Annotated in this window: 13 protein-coding genes and 1 riboswitch; of the genes, 10 read left to right on the top strand and 3 right to left on the bottom strand. The window is 69.2% G+C overall.

What is annotated here, in order from left to right; all coding sequences use genetic code 11:
* Positions 1 to 25: 25 nt before the first annotated feature.
* On the bottom strand, positions 26 to 544 hold the full coding sequence (locus tag ACFXJL_RS32320) for a hypothetical protein (protein ID WP_384698456.1): 519 nt from the start codon (positions 542 to 544) through the stop codon (positions 26 to 28).
* A 302-nt stretch (positions 545 to 846) separates the two neighbouring features.
* A complete protein-coding gene (locus ACFXJL_RS32315) occupies positions 847 to 3,090 on the bottom strand; it encodes an MMPL family transporter (protein WP_384698453.1) in 2,244 nt (747 codons plus the stop codon).
* Between the two features lie 249 nt (positions 3,091 to 3,339).
* Between ACFXJL_RS32315 and ACFXJL_RS32310 the strand changes: the two genes are divergently transcribed.
* The 9 genes from ACFXJL_RS32310 (at position 3,340) to ACFXJL_RS32270 (ending at position 12,584) form a co-directional block, all read left to right on the top strand.
* Positions 3,340 to 4,134, top strand: coding sequence for a TetR/AcrR family transcriptional regulator (locus ACFXJL_RS32310; protein ID WP_384633821.1), 795 nt, complete (start codon positions 3,340 to 3,342; stop codon positions 4,132 to 4,134).
* Positions 4,135 to 4,319: 185 nt separating this feature from the next.
* Positions 4,320 to 5,366 carry an extracellular solute-binding protein gene (locus ACFXJL_RS32305; RefSeq protein WP_384633818.1) on the top strand — a complete coding sequence of 349 codons (1,047 nt, stop codon included), beginning with the start codon at positions 4,320 to 4,322 and terminating at the stop codon, positions 5,364 to 5,366.
* Positions 5,363 to 6,247 carry an ABC transporter permease gene (locus tag ACFXJL_RS32300; RefSeq protein WP_384698449.1) on the top strand — a complete coding sequence of 295 codons (885 nt, stop codon included), beginning with the start codon at positions 5,363 to 5,365 and terminating at the stop codon, positions 6,245 to 6,247. Before ACFXJL_RS32305 ends, ACFXJL_RS32300 begins: the two co-directional genes overlap by 4 nt.
* Before the next feature lie 2 nt (positions 6,248 to 6,249).
* On the top strand, positions 6,250 to 7,056 hold the full coding sequence (locus ACFXJL_RS32295) for an ABC transporter permease (RefSeq protein ID WP_358881850.1): 807 nt from the start codon (positions 6,250 to 6,252) through the stop codon (positions 7,054 to 7,056).
* Positions 7,053 to 8,180: an ABC transporter ATP-binding protein gene (locus ACFXJL_RS32290; protein ID WP_358881849.1), complete on the top strand. Its 1,128-nt coding sequence runs from the start codon at positions 7,053 to 7,055 to the stop codon at positions 8,178 to 8,180. The genes ACFXJL_RS32295 and ACFXJL_RS32290 overlap by 4 nt, the downstream gene beginning before the upstream one ends.
* Positions 8,181 to 8,227: 47 nt before the next feature.
* Positions 8,228 to 9,328, top strand: coding sequence for an NAD(P)/FAD-dependent oxidoreductase (locus ACFXJL_RS32285; RefSeq protein ID WP_384698445.1), 1,101 nt, complete (start codon positions 8,228 to 8,230; stop codon positions 9,326 to 9,328).
* A 9-nt stretch (positions 9,329 to 9,337) separates the two neighbouring features.
* On the top strand, positions 9,338 to 10,690 hold the full coding sequence (locus tag ACFXJL_RS32280; protein ID WP_384698442.1) for an amidohydrolase family protein: 1,353 nt from the start codon (positions 9,338 to 9,340) through the stop codon (positions 10,688 to 10,690).
* 25 nt (positions 10,691 to 10,715) lie between these two features.
* Positions 10,716 to 11,702, top strand: a complete 987-nt coding sequence (locus ACFXJL_RS32275; protein WP_384633802.1) for a LacI family DNA-binding transcriptional regulator — start codon at positions 10,716 to 10,718, stop codon at positions 11,700 to 11,702.
* Between the two features lie 405 nt (positions 11,703 to 12,107).
* Positions 12,108 to 12,584, top strand: a complete 477-nt coding sequence (locus tag ACFXJL_RS32270) for an ATP-binding protein (protein ID WP_384633799.1) — start codon at positions 12,108 to 12,110, stop codon at positions 12,582 to 12,584.
* A gap of 305 nt (positions 12,585 to 12,889) precedes the next feature.
* Here the strand turns inward: ACFXJL_RS32270 and ACFXJL_RS32265 are convergent, their stop codons facing one another.
* Complete coding sequence (locus ACFXJL_RS32265; RefSeq protein WP_358881844.1) at positions 12,890 to 14,107, bottom strand: hypothetical protein; 1,218 nt, start codon at positions 14,105 to 14,107, stop codon at positions 12,890 to 12,892.
* A 487-nt stretch (positions 14,108 to 14,594) separates the two neighbouring features.
* Between ACFXJL_RS32265 and ACFXJL_RS32260 the strand changes: the two genes are divergently transcribed.
* Positions 14,595 to 16,514 carry a hypothetical protein gene (locus ACFXJL_RS32260; RefSeq protein ID WP_384698437.1) on the top strand — a complete coding sequence of 640 codons (1,920 nt, stop codon included), beginning with the start codon at positions 14,595 to 14,597 and terminating at the stop codon, positions 16,512 to 16,514.
* A gap of 257 nt (positions 16,515 to 16,771) precedes the next feature.
* A riboswitch (cobalamin riboswitch) is annotated at positions 16,772 to 16,975 on the top strand.
* The last annotated feature ends 27 nt before the right edge of the window (positions 16,976 to 17,002 follow it).

The raw sequence follows: 17,002 nt of genomic DNA, 5'->3' as shown, positions 1-17,002 counted from the left end.
CGACCGCGGCAGATCTCCGACTCGGTCACCGAGCTCCGAGGAGGTCCGCGGTGAAGCCCGCACGAGTCGCGAGGGACACCAACTCATCGGCCCGCGAACCGCGTAGGCACACCACCGGGTAGCAGTCCGACTGGATGTCGAGGACGGCGAGGGCGGCGCCGACCTCGCGATAGTGCCGACCGCAGGCGTGCAGGAACGCTTCGGTCGGCAGGAGCATTTCCTCGGCGTCGACCAACACCCAGGGGTCCACGGACGGGCGGGACACAAGCCCTATCAGCTGGCCCCGGATCTCCTCCGGGTCCTCCTTCCAGTCGAACTCCGCGAGCAGCCGGTGCTCGTCGAGCGCGTCGATGAGCGCTATCCAGGCCAGGTCCGGGACGGGCCCGTCGATGCCCCGGTCCGCCAGCCGTGCAGCGTGTGCGCGGACATATCCCGTGGGGTCGTCGTGCGCATGCAGCACCTGCTCGGCGACGGCTGGACGAGCGGGTGCGAGGAGCTCCGCGATGGCTGCCAGGGAGGTGCGACTGGCATCGGTTCCGGGCATGGCGTGCACTCCTTCGACAGCCGTGCGACTGCGGTCGGTACGGGGGCGGGCGCGCTGGTCAGCGCCGCCCATGAACACCATGACACGGAGGTCTGACACGAGCCGCTGCCGCCGCCCCACTCTCGGACGCCTCAACCCGTCGTGGCCTCAGGGCCGTCGGAGCGCCCCGGTCCGGCTCATGGCACCGCACTGTCAGCGGTCGGGGCCGTCCGGCCATGGGTTCGCTGAGCCAACAAACCCCACGCGACCGTGCCCGCCTCCGGTCGGTGGCGGGCACGGCCCTGGGAGCGCTGTCCTTCCGGTCAGACCTTGGTCGAGTCCTTCAGGTACGGCGCCCCGGTCGCGGGCTCCGGCGTGGTCACGGGAGTGGGCGCCGGCCCGCCCTCGCTGAGGCCGTACCGGTCATGGAGCTTGCGCAGGAAGCGGGGCGCGTACCAGGCCGAGTGGCCGAGCAGGCGCATCGCGGCGGGGACCAGGACACCTCGTACGGCGACGGCGTCGATGAGGATGGCCAGCCCTGCGCCCAGCCCGAACAGTTGCAGGAAGCTGAGTTTGGCGGTACCGAAGGCGAAGAAGGAGACGGCGAGCAGCACGGCCGCCGCGCTGACGATGCGTCCGGTGTGCCCGAGGCCGTTCGCGACGGCGGACTCGTTGTCCTCGCCCAGGTCGTGGAGTTCCTTGATCCGGCTGGTGACGAACACCTCGTAGTCCATCGAGAGGCCGAAGGCCACGCAGAACATCAGCACGGTCATGGACACATCCATCGGCTGTGCCGTGAAACCGAGCAGGGAGGAGAGGTTCCCGTCCTGGAAGATCCAGGTCATGACGCCGAGGGTGGCCCCCAGGCTGATCAGGTTGAGCAGCAGCGCGCGCAGCGGCTGCACGACGCTACCGGTGAAGAGGAAGAGCAGGACGAAGGTGGTGAGCGCGACCAGGGTCACCGCGAGGGGGAGCCGACCGCCGATGGAGTCCTTGGAATCGACCAGTACGGCGTCGACTCCACCCACCAGGGGGCGTGATCCGTCGGGCGGAGTGACTGCCCTCACCTTCTCGACGAGGCGCTGGGCGTCGGCTGACTTCGATGACAGCGCGCTCACCACGTTGATCCGCTGTGCGTCGGGGCGGCCGAGTGCGGCATTGGCGGGGCCGGTCGTCGTGGACCGTCCGTCGGCGAAGGTGCCGGTGCTGGTCTCGACGCGGGCGACGCCCTTGAGCCCGGACAGCGCGACCGCGTACGACTCCAAGGGGGCCTTGCTCACCGGTCTGTCGATGACGACGTGGATGGCCGCTTCGTCATTGCCCTTGAAGTTCTCCTCCAGTGCCGATGCAACCTGACGGCTCTGGGCGTCCTCGGGAAGCACGCGTTCGTCCGGCGTGCCGAAGGTGATGCCCAGCAGCGGGCTCGCCGCGAGGACGAGCACCGCGAGCACGGGCAGCGCGGTGAGGGCGGGCCGCCGCATGACGGTGCGGGCCAACCGTCCCCAGACGCGCCCCCGGGTGTCGGAGCGTCCCGGGTTCGCCCACGGCAGGCGACCGCTGTTGACCCGGCGCCCCAGGACGACGAACAGCGCCGGCATCACGAACAGGGTGCTGACGGCGGCGATGACGACGACACCGATCCCGGCGTATCCGAACGAACGCAGGAAGTACTGAGGGAACACCAGGAGTGCTCCGAGCGCGGCAGCCACGGTCGCGGCGGAGAAGGCGACCGTACGGCCCGCGGTGCCCACCGTCCTCCGTACGGCGTCCTCCACGCTCTCCCCGGCCGCGAGTTGCTCGCGGAATCGGCTGACCATCAGCAGGGCGTAGTCGATACCGAGGCCGAGGCCCAGTGCGGTGGTCAGGTTGATCGAGAAGATGGACACCTCGGTGACGCTGCCGAGCAGAAAGAGCTCGGCGAACGTGCCCACGACGGCGACGAGTCCGATCACCAGCGGCAGCAGGGCCGCGACCACGCTGCCGAAGACGATCAGGAGGAGCACGAGGGTCAGGGGCACGGCGATGGCCTCGGCGAGGATGAGGTCCTCGCCCACCTGGGTTCCTATGTCGTTGCCCACCGCGGCGCCGCCGCCGGCCTGAACGGTCAGGGCGTCCTCGTACTCTCCCGAGTAGGTGTCGATGACGGCCTTGGCGTTCTTGGCCTGCTCCGTTTCATCGCCCTTCACATGGGCGAGCACCAGGGCTTCGCGGCCGTCCTCGGAGCGGAGGTCGGGGTTGTCCGCGTCCCAGTACGAGATCACGTTCTCCAGCTGCCGCTCCTTCTTGAGGTCGGCCACGAGGGCCCGGCCGTGCCGCTCGGCGGCCGGGGTGTCGACCCGGCCTTCGGGGGCACGGACCAGCAGGACGAGGTTCGTCTCCCCGCCGAACTTCTCGCCGATGACCTTCCCCGCCCGGGTGGACTGCGAGGTGGGGTCGTCATAGCCGCCTTCCAGCAGTTTGCCGAACGCGCCGGCGCCCGCGGCACCCATGAGGGCCACAGCCATGACGGCGATGACAAGTATCAGCCGGGGCCGGCGTATCACCAGTTCGGCTATGCGTTCAAACACGCGTGATCTCCCTTTTGCGCACTGATCGTGAGAGCCCGGAGACCGGGATCAGGCAGGCCGAAGCAGGGGCGGAGGCAGGCGTGGGGAGCTCCGCGGAAACGTTCACCGCGCCGGAGGCAGACCCGCTGTCGCATTCTTCGTCGCCGATTTCGACGCTAGCGGGGCACTAGAGAATTTGGCAGTGTTAGATTTTTCTAACGGATCAGGTTTCTGGTGCTCCTGCGGGAGCAGGCGTCGAAGGGTCGTGGCATGGCTGCGGAAGAACAGGTGACGGCTCGGCGTTCCCTGCGCGAGCGGCGTCGGGCCGCCGCCACCCAAGAGATCCTGGACGCCGCTGAGCGGCACATCGTGGAGAACGGCCCGGCGGCCCTGTCCCTGCGTGCGATCGCCCGGGACCTCGGGATGACCGTCCAGGCGCTCTACCACTACTTTCCGAGCTGGTCAGATCTCGTCACGGCGCTGATCACCAAGGCGTACGACGACATGGCCGACGCCGTGCAGGCCGCCGTCGACGAGGCGCCGGACGCCCCAGCCCCGGCGCGAGCGCTGGTCGCGACCGAGGAGTACCGCCGATGGGCCGTCACCCATCCCGAGCAATTCCAACTCCTCTACGGAACGCCGCTGCGGAAGTACGCGGCGCCCGCCAACGGGCCGACCACCCAGGCCATGATCCGGATGAGCAGGATCTTCCAGCGTGAGTTGCTCGACGGGTTCACCACCGCTCAACTGGAAGCGGCCGATGCCTCAGCGCTCTCACCCTCGCTGCGGACGCATCTGGGACAACTGCCGCCGCACGGTCTGGGAGCACTTCCGCCCCCCGCGACCGCCCTCCTTCTGAGCGCGTGGGGGCATCTGCACGGTCTCGTCGTCCTGGAGGTGTTCGGGCACACGGACTTCCTCGGCGGGCACCAGGCCGAGATCTTCAGCATGGCGGCGCGAAACCTGGTGAACGACGTCCGCAGCCGGATCCCTGACAGTGACCCAGATGGGTTGGCGGCAGCGCCCCTCACTGGTGGGGGCGGCCTCGCTTCATCCGGTCACTGACCCGGGCCTGAGGGACGTGGGCTCGGGCTGGTGGTGGCCCGACGGCTGACCGCCACCGCCGCTTCCTCGGCGCGGTTGCACCTCTTCGGCATTGCGATCAGAACAAGCCATTGACTGGCCGCGCAGTCGCGTGCTTGAGTCCCACCAGCGAATGTAACTAGTTACATCCTGGAGGTGTGGCTGCCATGAAGAAGTTCGCCTGCCTAGCGCTCGCGCTCGGACTCACCGCGTCCCTGGCCGCCTGCGCGTCGACGAGTACGGGCGGCAGCAAGGGCAATGAGCTGGTCATCGAGGGATACGGCGCCGAGTACCAGAGCATTTTCCAGAAGGAGATCGCCAAACCGTTCACGGAGAAGACCGGCATCCGCATCAAGTACACGGCTGCCGGGTCGGCATCGGAACAGTACGCGTCCATCCGGGCCGCCAACGGCGACCCCGGATTCGACATAGCCGTGATGACCAGCCTTGAGCTGTACCAGGGCAGCAAGGACCGTCTGCTCGCCCCGGTGACGTCGAAGCAGGTGCCGAACCTGGCCCGCGTACCGCAGAAACTACGGGCCAAGACCTACGGCGTCGGTGCGATCCAGGACGTCCAGCAGGTCGTCCTGATGTATCGCCGCGCGCTCTTCCCGAAGCCGCCGACGAGTTGGCAGACGATGTGGGATCCGAAGTACCGCTCGGGCACACTCATCTTCAACCCCGCCAACATCCTCGGTGTGTACGCGATGCTCAGCGCAGCCGAGTTGGACGGTGGGGGGATCGCCGACACCGATCCGGGCTTCGCCCGGATCAAGGAGTTGGCCAAGTACGCCATCGCCACTCCACAAGCCTCTGCGGGGGCGGTCCCCTACATGGAGAAGGGCACCGCAACGCTCTTCCCCTACCTGGACGGGCGCGCCGCGATCTACGCCAAGACCACCGACTACGACTACACGGTTCCGAAGGAGAGTTCATACGCGTCGCTCGGTTCGCTCGGCGTCCCGGTGGGTGCGACCAACAAGAAGGCGGCGTACGAGTTCATCGACTACTGGCTCTCCGACGAGGTGCAACGACGTTGGGCACTCGCCTACAACGTAGGGCCGGCGGTCACCGGCCTGCCGTTCCCCGCAGACTTCGCCGCCAAGCACATCACCACGGCCGAGAAGCTCGACAAGATCAAGATCGCAGACCCGGAGACGGTCACGCGCAACCGTACGACCTGGGGCCAACGATGGGCGGAGGCCGTGCGATGACGACGGCCGTGACGAGCCCGGCCGTGGCCACAGCGGCGCGGAGGCGGTCCCGACTGCCGTGGCTCACCCTGCCCGCAACGGTGTGGGTCCTGGCCGTCTTCGCGATACCCACGGCGATCCTGCTCGCCAGCAGTGTGCTGACCTACGACGGCGCGACGGTGACCGGACCCTTCACCACCGCGAACTACAGCAGCATCCTGGGTGACGGCTACTTCAGATCGGTGTTGTGGGACACCGTCTGGATCTCGGCGGTGGTGGGCCTGTTGTGTTCGGCCGCAGGGCTCCTGGTCGCACACTTCATCGTCCGCTCCGACTCGCGTTGGCGCACGCTCGTCCTCCTGGTCGTCGTATCGCCCCTGGTGTCGAGCGTCGTGGTGCGCACCTACGGCTGGCTGGTACTCCTCCAGGGCGACGGCCTGGTGAACAACATGCTGCTGTGGACCGGGTTGACCGACGCACCGATGGCGTTCATCGGGTCGAAGTTCGCGGTGATCGCCGGACTCGTCCATGTACTCCTGCCGTTCGCGGTGTTCACCGCGATGTCGAGCGTGCAGAGCGTCGACCCGGTACTGGAACGCGCGTCCCGCGACCTCGGCGCCGGACCCGTACGTACCTTCCTCCGGATCACACTGCCCCTGATCCGCCCCGGACTCATCGCCGGATTCATGCTGACCTTCGCGATCAGCCTCGGCGCCTACGCCGCTGCGGCCGTGCTCGGAGGCGGCCGGGTGCAGACACTCGCAACCCTGGTCCGCGACCGCATGGTGGTCAGCCTCGAATGGGGGCAGGCGGCGGCGGTCGCGGTGGTCATCCTCGTGGTGGGTGCCTCCACGGTGTCCGCGCTGCTGCTCGCCGGTCGCCGATCGCGGAAGGGGGTGTGACGATGCGATTCCGTCCCTGGATCCTGCTGCGCACCGCCTTGCTCACGCTGGTGCTCGCGTTCGTCGCCGTACCGATGGCCGTCGTGCTCTGGACCTCCGTACAGCCGGACACCTATCCCGCCTTCCCGCCGAGCGGGCTCTCGCTGCGGTGGTGGGAGTCCGCGCTGACCCGCGAATGGCTGTTGCCCATGGCCCTGTCCGCCGAGATCGCCTTGGGCTCTGCGGCATGTGCGCTGGTGGTGGGGACGGCCGCGGCCTATGCCCTGTCGCGCGGCCCGGTCAGGGGCCGTGCCGCGCTGGAAGGATTCCTGGCCAGCCCCTTGCTGTTGCCCGAGATCGTGATCAGCCTCTCCGTGGTCCAGCTGATCTCAATGCTCAGTGCACGTGGGTTCATCGGCCCGGTCCTGCTCGTGGTGACCCATGCATTGATCGGCATCCCGTTCGTGCTGCGGACCGTGGGTGTGAGCCTGCTCGGGGTCAATCCGCTGTGGGAGCGGGCCGCCCGTGATCTCGGCGCGTCGCCCTGGCGCACGTTCACCACCGTCACCCTGCCCCTGATGCGGTCGGGAATGTTCGCGGGGGCTCTGTTCGCCTTCATCGTCTCGTTCAACAACGTCGAACTCTCGCTGTTCCTCACATCGCGGGACGCGACCACACTGCCCATCCAACTCCTCCAGTACATGGAGTACCAGTACTCGCCGACCCTGGCGTGCGTCGCAGTGACCAGTGTCGTCGGCATCTGCGTCATCGCGGGGGTGGCGTCCCGGTTCGTTCGCCTGACCGAGTTCATCCACGGAGGTACCAAGTGATCGCACGAGTAGACGCCGCCGAGGAGCCGGCTACCCGAGCACGTACGGGCGGCTACGCCGTGACCCTGCGGGGCATTCGCAAGCAGTTCGGCTCTGCGGTGGCGGTGGAGGACCTCGACCTCGATGTGCGCCCCGGCGAGTTCCTCACCCTGCTCGGGCCGTCCGGCTGCGGAAAGACGACGACCCTGAACATGATCGCGGGCTTTCTGACACCGGACGCCGGGCGGATCCTGCTCGACGGTCAGGACGTCCACCGACTGCCGCCCGACCGGCGTGACACCGCGATGGTCTTCCAGCAGTACGCACTGTTCCCTCATCTGACAGTGGGTCAGAACGTTGGCTACGGACTGCGGATGCGCAAGTGCCCGAAGGCCGAAGCACAGATCCGCGTGGCGGGGGCGCTCGACCGTGTCGGTCTCGCCGGGTACGAAGACCGGATGCCGGGACAGCTGTCCGGTGGGCAGCAGCAGCGAGTCGCCCTCGCCCGGGCGATCGTGGTGCAACCGAAAGTGCTGCTGTTCGACGAGCCGCTGTCCAATCTGGACCTCAAGCTACGCGAACAACTCCGCCTGGAGATCAAGCACTTGCAGCGCGAGCTGGGCACCACATCGATCTTCGTGACCCATGACCAGACCGAAGCCCTGGTGATGAGCGACCGGATCGCGGTGATGCGTGCCGGCCGGGTCGAACAACTCGCCACCCCCGACACCATCTACCGGCACCCTGTGAATGCGTTCGTGGCCGGATTCATCGGCCAGTCCAATCTGATCCCCGGAGTGTGCACGGAAGCCGGACCGGACGGATGCACCGTACGACTGGCGACCTCGGACACACTGCGCGCACGGCACGCGGGAGCGGTCGCGGAAGGCGATGCCGTGCAGGTCCTGCTGAGGCCGGAGGCACTCCGCCTGGGTACCGAGGGCGACGCGGCACCGATCGTCGGCCGAGTGGTCGAGATCGTCAACGAGGGCAGCCTCGCCACCGTCGTGGTGGAGGTCTCCGGGGCGGTCCGGCTGCGGGTCTCCGTGCCCGATCCCGGTGCGCTCGGTCTTCCCGCACCTGGCGACGACATCGCCGTCTCCGTACCCCCGGGAGCCGCTCACGCGCTCCCCGCAGACCGCTGAGACCCGGCCGACCCCCCAACGAAAGCAACGAGAGAAGAGGAATCCACATGGTTGAGCACGTCGTCGTCATCGGTGCAGGTGTCTACGGGGCGGCGGTGAGCGCCGAACTCGCACGCCGCGGCGCCCACGTCACGGTGGTCGACGGGGGCCCACCGGCCGGTGGCACGTCGGGGGCGACCTTCTCGTGGACCAACTCCTGCGGCAAGCAGCCGCGGGCGTACCACGATCTCAGCGTCGCCTCGATGGAGGCGCACGCAAAGCTGGCGCACGATGTGCCCGGGAGCGACTGGTACCACGAGGGCGGGAATCTGGAATGGGGCGGCAGCGACGGCGAGTGCGAGCGACTGCGCCGCAAGGTCGCCATGGTGTCGAGCTACGGATACGAGGCACGATGGCTCACCCGGGCGGAAGCACTGCGCCTTGAGCCCGATATGAACCCCGCCCAACTGCCGGACGACGAGATCGCCTACTTCCCGGCAGAGGGCTGGATAGAACCCACCCGCTTGATCGCCCATCTGTTCTCCACCGCGGACCTGGAGCGGATCTGGCACGACGCGGTCACGGAAGTCGATGTGTCCGGCGGCCGGGTGACCTCGGTCCTCCTCGCGTCGGGGCAGCGACTCGCCGCGGACGCCGTGGTCAACTGCGCCGGCCCGCAGGCCGACCACATCGCTGGCCTCGCCGGCCTGGACCTGCCCATGCGCAACACACGCGGAGTCCTCGTCTACACCTCGCCGGCCGCGGTCTCCACGTCCCGTGTCGTGCACGCCCCGCAGGTCCACCTCAGGCCGGACGGCGCCGGGCGACTGCTCCTGCACACGCACGACATCGACGGTGCGGCACAGGTCCTGGACACCGGCGAGATCAGTGTGGAGCAGACCGCAGTCGACCGGTTGATGGCGGCAGGCCGCGCGCTGTACCCGGGACTGGGCGCGGCGAGTGTGGAGAGCGTACGGGTGGGCGAGCGGCCCATCCCCGGCGACGGTCTGCCGGTACTGGGCCGGGCACCCGAACTGCCCAACTTCCACTTCGCCGTCTCCCACAGCGGGGCGACGCTCAGTCTGCACGCCGGCGCTCTCGTCGCCGCCGAAGTCCTGGGCGAGGACCGCACCGGGGAGCTGGCCCCCTTCCGCTTCGCGCGATTCTGAGGAGACGTTGTGCATACGACCGTCTTGCACGGCTGCGATCTCGTCGACGGCACCGGCAGCGACCTCCGGCACGGGGTGGACATCGTGGTCGAGGAAGGTGTGATCCGCGAGATCCTGCCCACCAGGCCCGCGGAGACCTACGGCGCCGTGGACGAGATCGTTGCAGCCGCGGGCGCTCTCGCCCTTCCGGGGCTGATCAACAACCACACCCATGGCACCGCGTACGGCCCGCTCTTCCCCAGCGGCCACGAAGGGCTCCCACCCGGGCAGGTGCTCGCGAACCTCGACCGACATCTGCTGGAGGGCACGACCACCGTGCTGTGCGTCGACGGTTTCGTCACCGCCGAAGCGGTCGCGAGGACCGACGAGGACCACCCGGTCACCGTCAGACTGGCCTCCTGCAACACCCCGGCCTGCCTACGGGCGGCGACCATCGCCGACGGCGGTGGCCTCAGCGATGAGCACCGCGCTTACACCGCGCGCCGGGCGGTCGGTGAGGGCGCGGTCGCCCTCGGCGAGATCGGTGCCGGTCACACCCTGGGCGGCGGTGGGGCGAGCTACATGTACATCCCGGCCGAGGTGGCGCGGCGCACCGGGGTGACGATCACGCCCCGGCAGGCCAATGCGTTGAAGATCTCCGTGTTGGGCCGGCACATCTCAGCCTCGTCGTTCGACCGTGACGCCGTCGAGGGGGCGTTGGTGGCCGCAGGACTGGCCGGCAGATTGTCGGTGGAGGAGATCCGCGGCATCGTCTCGGACATCATCCTGCCCGCCTTCGATGTCGCCCTGGAGGGACTCGGCGAGGCCGCGGAGTACGCCCAACAGGTCGGAGTGCCGGTACTGGTGCACAACGCAGCCGCGTCGATGACTCAGGTCGCCGCGATCGCCAGAACCGGAGTGCGGCTCGTCGCCGGGCACTCCAACCATTCGAGCTTCGACCCGCGCGAAGCACTGGAACACGCCGAACGGCTCAAAGAGCTGGGCGCGACCGTGGATGTCTCCACCCTCGACACCTTCGGCGCACGACGGCTGACCACCGGTCCCGAACTGCTCTACGCCATGTTCGCGGCGGGGCTCGTCGACACGATCTCGACCGACTACGCGGGCGGTCACCACGACCCGATCCTGCTCGCGATCGACCGCGCCACCAAGGCCGGAGTGGTGCGCCTTCCCGCGGCGATCGCCATGGCCACTGCCAATGTCGCCGACGCCATCCCGGGTGTGGCACCCCGGCGTGGACGCATCGCTCCGGGCGCGATCGCCGATCTTGTGCTGACCGACCCGGCGGAGCTGCCGCAGGTTCGCACTGTCATCATCGGCGGTGAGATCGTTGTCCGCGACGGCCGGCGTGTCACCGCCTGACCGGAGCGGCTGGAAGGGACGGACGGTGAAGCGAACAACCATCGGCGATGTCGCATCGGCGGCAGGAGTATCGGTGGCGACGGTCTCGCGGGTACTCAACGGCGGCGCCGTCAAGGAGGCGACCGCGACCAGGGTGTGGGACGCGGTCACCCGGCTTGAGTACTCGCCGAACGCCCTCACCAAGAGCATTTTTGCCGGGCGCTCCAGCACCGTCGGCGTGGTCATGGGGGATCTGAGCAGCCCGTTCTACCTCGATCTGATCCGCGGCATCGACGAGGTGGCCGCCGCCAACGGCAGCCTCGTCATGTTCGCCAACACGTTCCTGCGTCCTGATCGCGAGCTCGCACAGATCCAGGCCATGGACGAGCAGCGGGTGCGCGGCCTCATCGTCACGGCCAGCGAATCCACCGATGACAGGACACGCAGGATGGCGCTGGGAGGAACCCCCTGTGTCGTCGTCGCGCGGTCGGTGCCGGATCCGCCGCCCGGTCTGCACTCGGTCAGCCTCGACAACGTCGCTGCCGGCCGGATGATGGCCGAGCATCTGATCTCGTGCGGACGCAGGTCGATCGGGGTGGTGACATCGGGGACCAGGCCGTCACAGCTCGGACGGACCGAGGGACTGCGGCAAGGGCTCGCCGAGGCGGGGCTGCCGCTGCCCGACGACGCCGTCGCGGCGGTGTCGGTCAACGCGGAAACCGGCGAAGCAGTGGACGCGCTGCTGTCCCGCCGGATCCCGCTGGACGCGATCGTCTGCCTCACGGGCCTTCGTACGGTCGCCGTTCACTCGGCACTGATCGCCCGGGGGCTCGTGATCCCGGACGACATCGGCTTCCTGACGATGGACGATTTCTCCTGGGCACCTGCCCTCGGCATCACGGTGGTTGCGCAGCCCTCGTACCGGATGGGGCAGAGCGCGGCCGATCTGATCGTCGAGAATCCCACCCATCCGGTGCAGCTCCGGTTCGCACCACAACTCATCGCCCGTACTTCCTGCGGCGAGAGCGGGTGAACGGCGACGGGACCCCGCAACGGGGACCGGCGCCACCGAGGGCCATCCGGGCCGGACTCCGGTAGCGGAGCCTGCCCGGGATCTCTGAGGGACTCCTTGAGCTGCTCGCCTCAAGGAGTCCCTCGCTCCCATAGGGCCGATCGAACTGGGGGGGAGCACCCCGCTGACATCCGCTCCTAGCGATCATCACCCCGTGGGCTGAGCGCTTCCCGGACAGCGGTAGTACCGGCGGCTCGGGACGAGGACGAGGGGGAACGGTGCCTTCCGACCTACAGTCGCCCCTTCGAAGCTCGCGGTGGTGTTGTCGTGCGACAGGACTGCTGGAAGGTGGTGAAGGAGTGGACTGTCATTTCGGGGGTATCCGGGATGCGTCGCGTCAATGCTGGTGAACAAATGGGCGGATGTATGGACCTGCTTGCTCAGGACAAGAAGCACGAGTTGCTCGTGGACCGTCCGATAGCTGTCTCGGCCGTGTTCGAGGACAGCGGAGAGATCGCTGGGGCTCGTGACCTGGTCCGCGAGTTCCTCACATCGGTCCAAGCCGTGCACGGGCTGCCGGTGTCGAGGCGGGCGATGGACACGGTGAAGCTCGCGGTCAGCGAGCTGGTGACCAATGCGCGCAAGTTCGCGCCCGGGCCGTGTCTGCTGACGCTGCAGATCAAGGACGGCGCAGTCCAGGTGAGCGTCTGGGACAGCAGTACGACCCTGCCGCTGCTCCTGCCCGCCGACCCCACACGGGTCGGTCAGCACGGCCTGGAGATCGTGATGGCGGTCAGCCAGAGCTTCGCGATTCACCGGGAGCCGGTGGGCAAGCGGATCGCGATCTCCATCGTTCTCGCCGACGACCCGGGCGGAGATGCCGCTGGCCGCCAGGCCATGTGATCGCAGACCGGTGGTGTCCTGGAGCTGGCTGGCAGTCCCGACGCTCAAGGCGAGGCGGCGTTGCCCCAGGTCATGAGCCTGCCCGCGTACGCCCCCAGCCGGGTCCCGGCTGGATCGACATCGGCTTCCCGAAGGGCGCCGGGACTCCGGCCCTGCCAGAGTCGTACTGCTGCACCAGCGCCGCCCACAGCAAGGGCGGACGGGCGGCAGCCCCAGCCCATCCCCGGCGCCTGACGCGCCGGGGACCGTGAGCTGCGTTCCTTGCCGCCCCCGTACCGGAGCTCCCGTCAAGGAGGCGGCGGCCCTCAGCGCTTCCAGACGGTCGCACGCCAGGTCGTCGCATTGCCGGCGCCATCGGTGCCGACGGCAAATCCGGCGATCACCCCTGCGTCGTTGATCGCGAACGCCGCGGCGTAGGGACCGAGAGGCGTCGACGGCAGCGGGACGACCGTGCCGTTGGGCTTCCACAACAGGGCCTTGTCCAACGCGGGGTTACCGGCCGGCGGCCACGCGTATCCGACGGCCGCCCCCCGGTTGTTGATCGCCAGCACCTCCCCGGCCGCTTCCGCCGGATTGGCAAGCACTGTGCGGGTGCCGTTCGCATTCCAGCGGGCCGTGTCGCCGTTCGGGTTGTCCTCCAACGAAGCCCCCACGGCGGTGCCCGCCCGGTTGACGTCGTATCCCCGCCCACGCCCGGCGTCGCGGACGGTGCCGTTGGCCGCCCACACCAGGACCCGGTCGTACTCCGTGCTCCCGGCCAGCCGCCCATGACCGAAGACCACGCCGTTGTCGGTGATCTGGCTGGCCCGGGCCCCGGCGATCCCCGCCGGGAGGGGCAGCGCGCTCACAACACCCGCCGCGTTCCAGCGCACCGGGTGCGCGGGGCCACCGGTGCCGTCGCGCTTCTCGGTCCACCCGACCGCCGTGCCCGCATTGTTGATCGACGTCGCGGTGCCGCTGTTGTCGCCGGGCAGCACGGGCAGGTCGGTCCTGCTGCCGTCAGACTGCCAGCGCAGGGGGTGGGAGCGGTTGCTCTCCTCCGACGCGTCGCCGACCACGACACCGGAATTGTTGACGGCCGACGCGTTGCCGCCTTGGGTCCCAGCGGGAAGCGTCAACCGCGTCGGAGTGGCGCCCGGTGTCCAGCGGACGGGGTTGGTGTGGGGCAGGCTGTTGTAGGACGTGCCGACCGCCCATCCACGGTCGCTCAGCGCGATCGCGCGGCTGAACCGCTCCCCGGGCAGTGGCGCCAGGCGGGTGTAGCCGGGGCTGTTGGCGTTCCACCGGATCCCGAGTGGCCCGTCGGAGCCCTCCACGTAGTACTCGCCGACGACCGTGCCACTGCTGTTCAGCCCCTTGACGAAACTGTGGAGTCCTCCCACCGGGATCGGGAGCAGCCGTGAATTCAGCTCCGGTCCGGAGCGTTCGGCCACTGCCACGGGCGCCGAACCCAGGAGGAACAGGGCGGTTGCCGCCGCCGTGGCGGCAACGGTTACAGGCCGGGCAACGCGCAAGGGGGCCATCCGGAGACTCCTGATCTCTTCAAGGACATTGATGTGCAAGTGCAGGGGCATTTCATCTGTTTCAGGCACACAGGGAACCCGCGCTGCGGCCCAAGTTTTCCGCCTCTGGCGCCGCATTGGCAGCCTGATCTTGGAAACGGCTGGATTCGTACACCCGTTCACCTTGCTCGTGTCACCCGCTGTCCGACGCGTCCGTCCCGTCCCCGGATGGGCCCGGCTCCAGATGAAGGCTCCCCAACAGCACTTCCGGTCCCCCGGTGAGGATCGCGGCCCACGACAGGGGAGCTCCCCCGGCCGCTTGGACGCGGCGGGAAACCCCGGCGGCTTCCGGCCATCGCTCGGCACCAAGCCCCGGGCCGGGAGGGGTCTCTGTCGCTCAACTGCGCAGCAGCGCATGCCACTTGGCTGGGAGTACGCGGGTGAGAGCTTGCCACGTACCCGGGCTGAGGGCCTTGTCCCACCCTGAGTGGGCGCGGATCATGGCCGCGTGCAACATCGAGGGGAACTCCACGAACTGCTCCCGCGCGTCGGACTCACGGTCGTCGAGGACGTCCGCCCGGACAGCCTGTTGCCGCCGGAGGCCGGCTGGCGGATCGCGCGAGGGATCGCGGCGCCGGACGGTGCGGTCGGGAAAGCCATCGACACCAGGTGGTGGCGCCGCCTGGCAGATGCCGACGGCGAGTTCCTGGTGGCGGTCCTCGGACATCGGCTCGGCGGCAACGACTCCCGGTGGACGCGGGTCCGCCACACCGGCGGCGTTGTGCCGGGGCTGACCGGTGGCCCGGGGTTCGTGGCGCTCTCCCTCGACGGGCAGGTGCTCCTGGCGGAGGTTCCCGGCGCAGATGGTCCTCGGGTGACAGCCCTCGATCGACTACCGGAACGACTGGAGGAGGCCGCCGCGACCGCTGGGCACGAGACGGCGGTCGAGCGGGACGCGGTGTGGGCGACGGTGCCCGGCCGGCCGGCGTGGCCGCTGCACTGGGCGGAGGGGATCGGGTCCAATCCGGCCGCGCCGGACGAGCTCCTCGTCCGACTGCTGGATGTGGAGGTGGGCTTCTTGCACGGCTGCGACCGGCCCGCCGTCTTCGACGCCGCCCTCGCGCACCCCGATCCACAGATGCGCTCAAGACTCGTGGACACCTTCGGGCCCCGGCTCACGTCCGATCAGTGGGTACGCCTGGTCCGCGCCGAATCGTCGCCGACCCGGCGCGTGCTCTGGACCGAGCGCGCCTGCGCCTGGGGCGTCGCACTTGCCGCTGACCTGTACGACGACCTCCTCAACGGCCCGTGCCGCGCCGAGGCCGCCGAACTTCCCGGGCTCCCCGTGCACCACCTCCCCCGCCTCGCGGCCGACGCCGATCCCCGGGTGCGGTCGGCTGCCTGCGCCCGGTGGGAAGAGCTCGCCGCTCCGCTGCGGACACGGCTACTGGCCGACTCCGACCATTCGGTGCGTACGGCGGCGCTCCTCGCCCACCACCATGACGTCCCCATGCCTCACGAGGTCCTGGCCGGGCTGCCGGCGCCCCGGCGTGCGCTCGAACGGTGTCGTCTCGTAACCGAGTTGGAGGCGGAGCTGGTCCGGGACGGGGACGCGGAGGTACGCCGAGCGCTGGCCGCCAACCCCCGGCTCAGCGCGCACGGTGTCGCCCTCCTGGCGGAGGACCGAGACGACGGCGTCCGCTCGGCGGTGGCGCTGCGGCCCGACCTCAACGAGGAGCAACGTGCCGCGGTGCGCTACGACTTCGACCTGGCGTCGATGTCGAAGACTCTGCCCTGGGTCAAGGGCCTGCACGGTGACGCCGATGCGATGCGCCGCCTCGCCATGTCGTCCCATCCGCTCATCCGCCGAAGCGTGGCCCGGGCCCGGCATCTTCCAGCGGACGTCGTGGAGCGTCTGGCGCGGGACGAGGACAAGACGGTCCGCCTGTTCCTCGCCGAATCGTGCGATGACGCGCCGGCCGAGCTGCTGCTGGAGGTCTGGCGCTGGTGGGACGGCAGCTTCAGTCACCCTGACCGCCCCCGCGGCCACCCCAACTTCCCCCGTACTGGCCTGCTGCGCTACGTCGGCGACCCCGATGGACGGATGCGCCGTCTGGCGCTGGACGATCCGGAGTCCACGCCTGCCGACGTCGCACATCTCGCTCGCGACCCCGAGGCCGAGGTGCGCCACCGCGCGGCCGAGGACACCCGGCTGTCACCGGCTGACGCGGTGAGGTTTCTGAACGACCCGGCGGCTCACGTCCGCGGGGCCGCCCTGCGCAATCCACGGCTGCCTGCCCGCGTCCTCGCCGCGCTGCTGCACGATCGCGACACGGCATGCGCGGCGGTCACCAATCCGGCGATTCCGGTCCCTGTCCTGCATCGCATCCTGGCCACGGTCGCGGCAGCCGTGGCGGCCCGAAGCTGATCAGCATCAGACCACCGGGCAGCCGTGGCGGTCTGACCCTGAGCTCCGGCAGACCGCTGCCCCGGTGGATCGAGTTGGCCCACCGCAGAGGCTTTCGCCCGGGCAGGCGCTGGAGGATGCCATCGCGCAGATGTGTGCCGGTTCCGCGCGCCCCTCTCACCGGGAAGGCGGACAGCCGCCCCGGCCACCTGTCGGGTTGGTGGATTGCGCCACCCGACCGAGGCTTCGCCGTGTGACCTGCGCTGCAACTGCGGCCCAGGCATACGATCCGGCCGCGCCGTCTGTCATGATGACGCCGAAAGGCGACGGCGGATCGAGGAAACCGGTGTGAATCCGGTGCGGTCCCGCCACTGTGATCGGCGAGCGAACCCCAAACAGACCACTGCCCCTACGCGGGTGGGAAGGCTGGGGCGAGCGTTGACCCGAGAGCCAGGAGACTCACGCGGTCGCCTCCTCGACAGACTGGGGCGGATCTCCCCAGAGGGGAG

Origin of the sequence: Streptomyces sp. NPDC059256 (assembly GCF_042753785.1) — a bacterium.
Lineage (GTDB): Bacteria > Actinomycetota > Actinomycetes > Streptomycetales > Streptomycetaceae > Streptomyces.
This window is presented reverse-complemented; position numbering and strand designations above follow the sequence as displayed.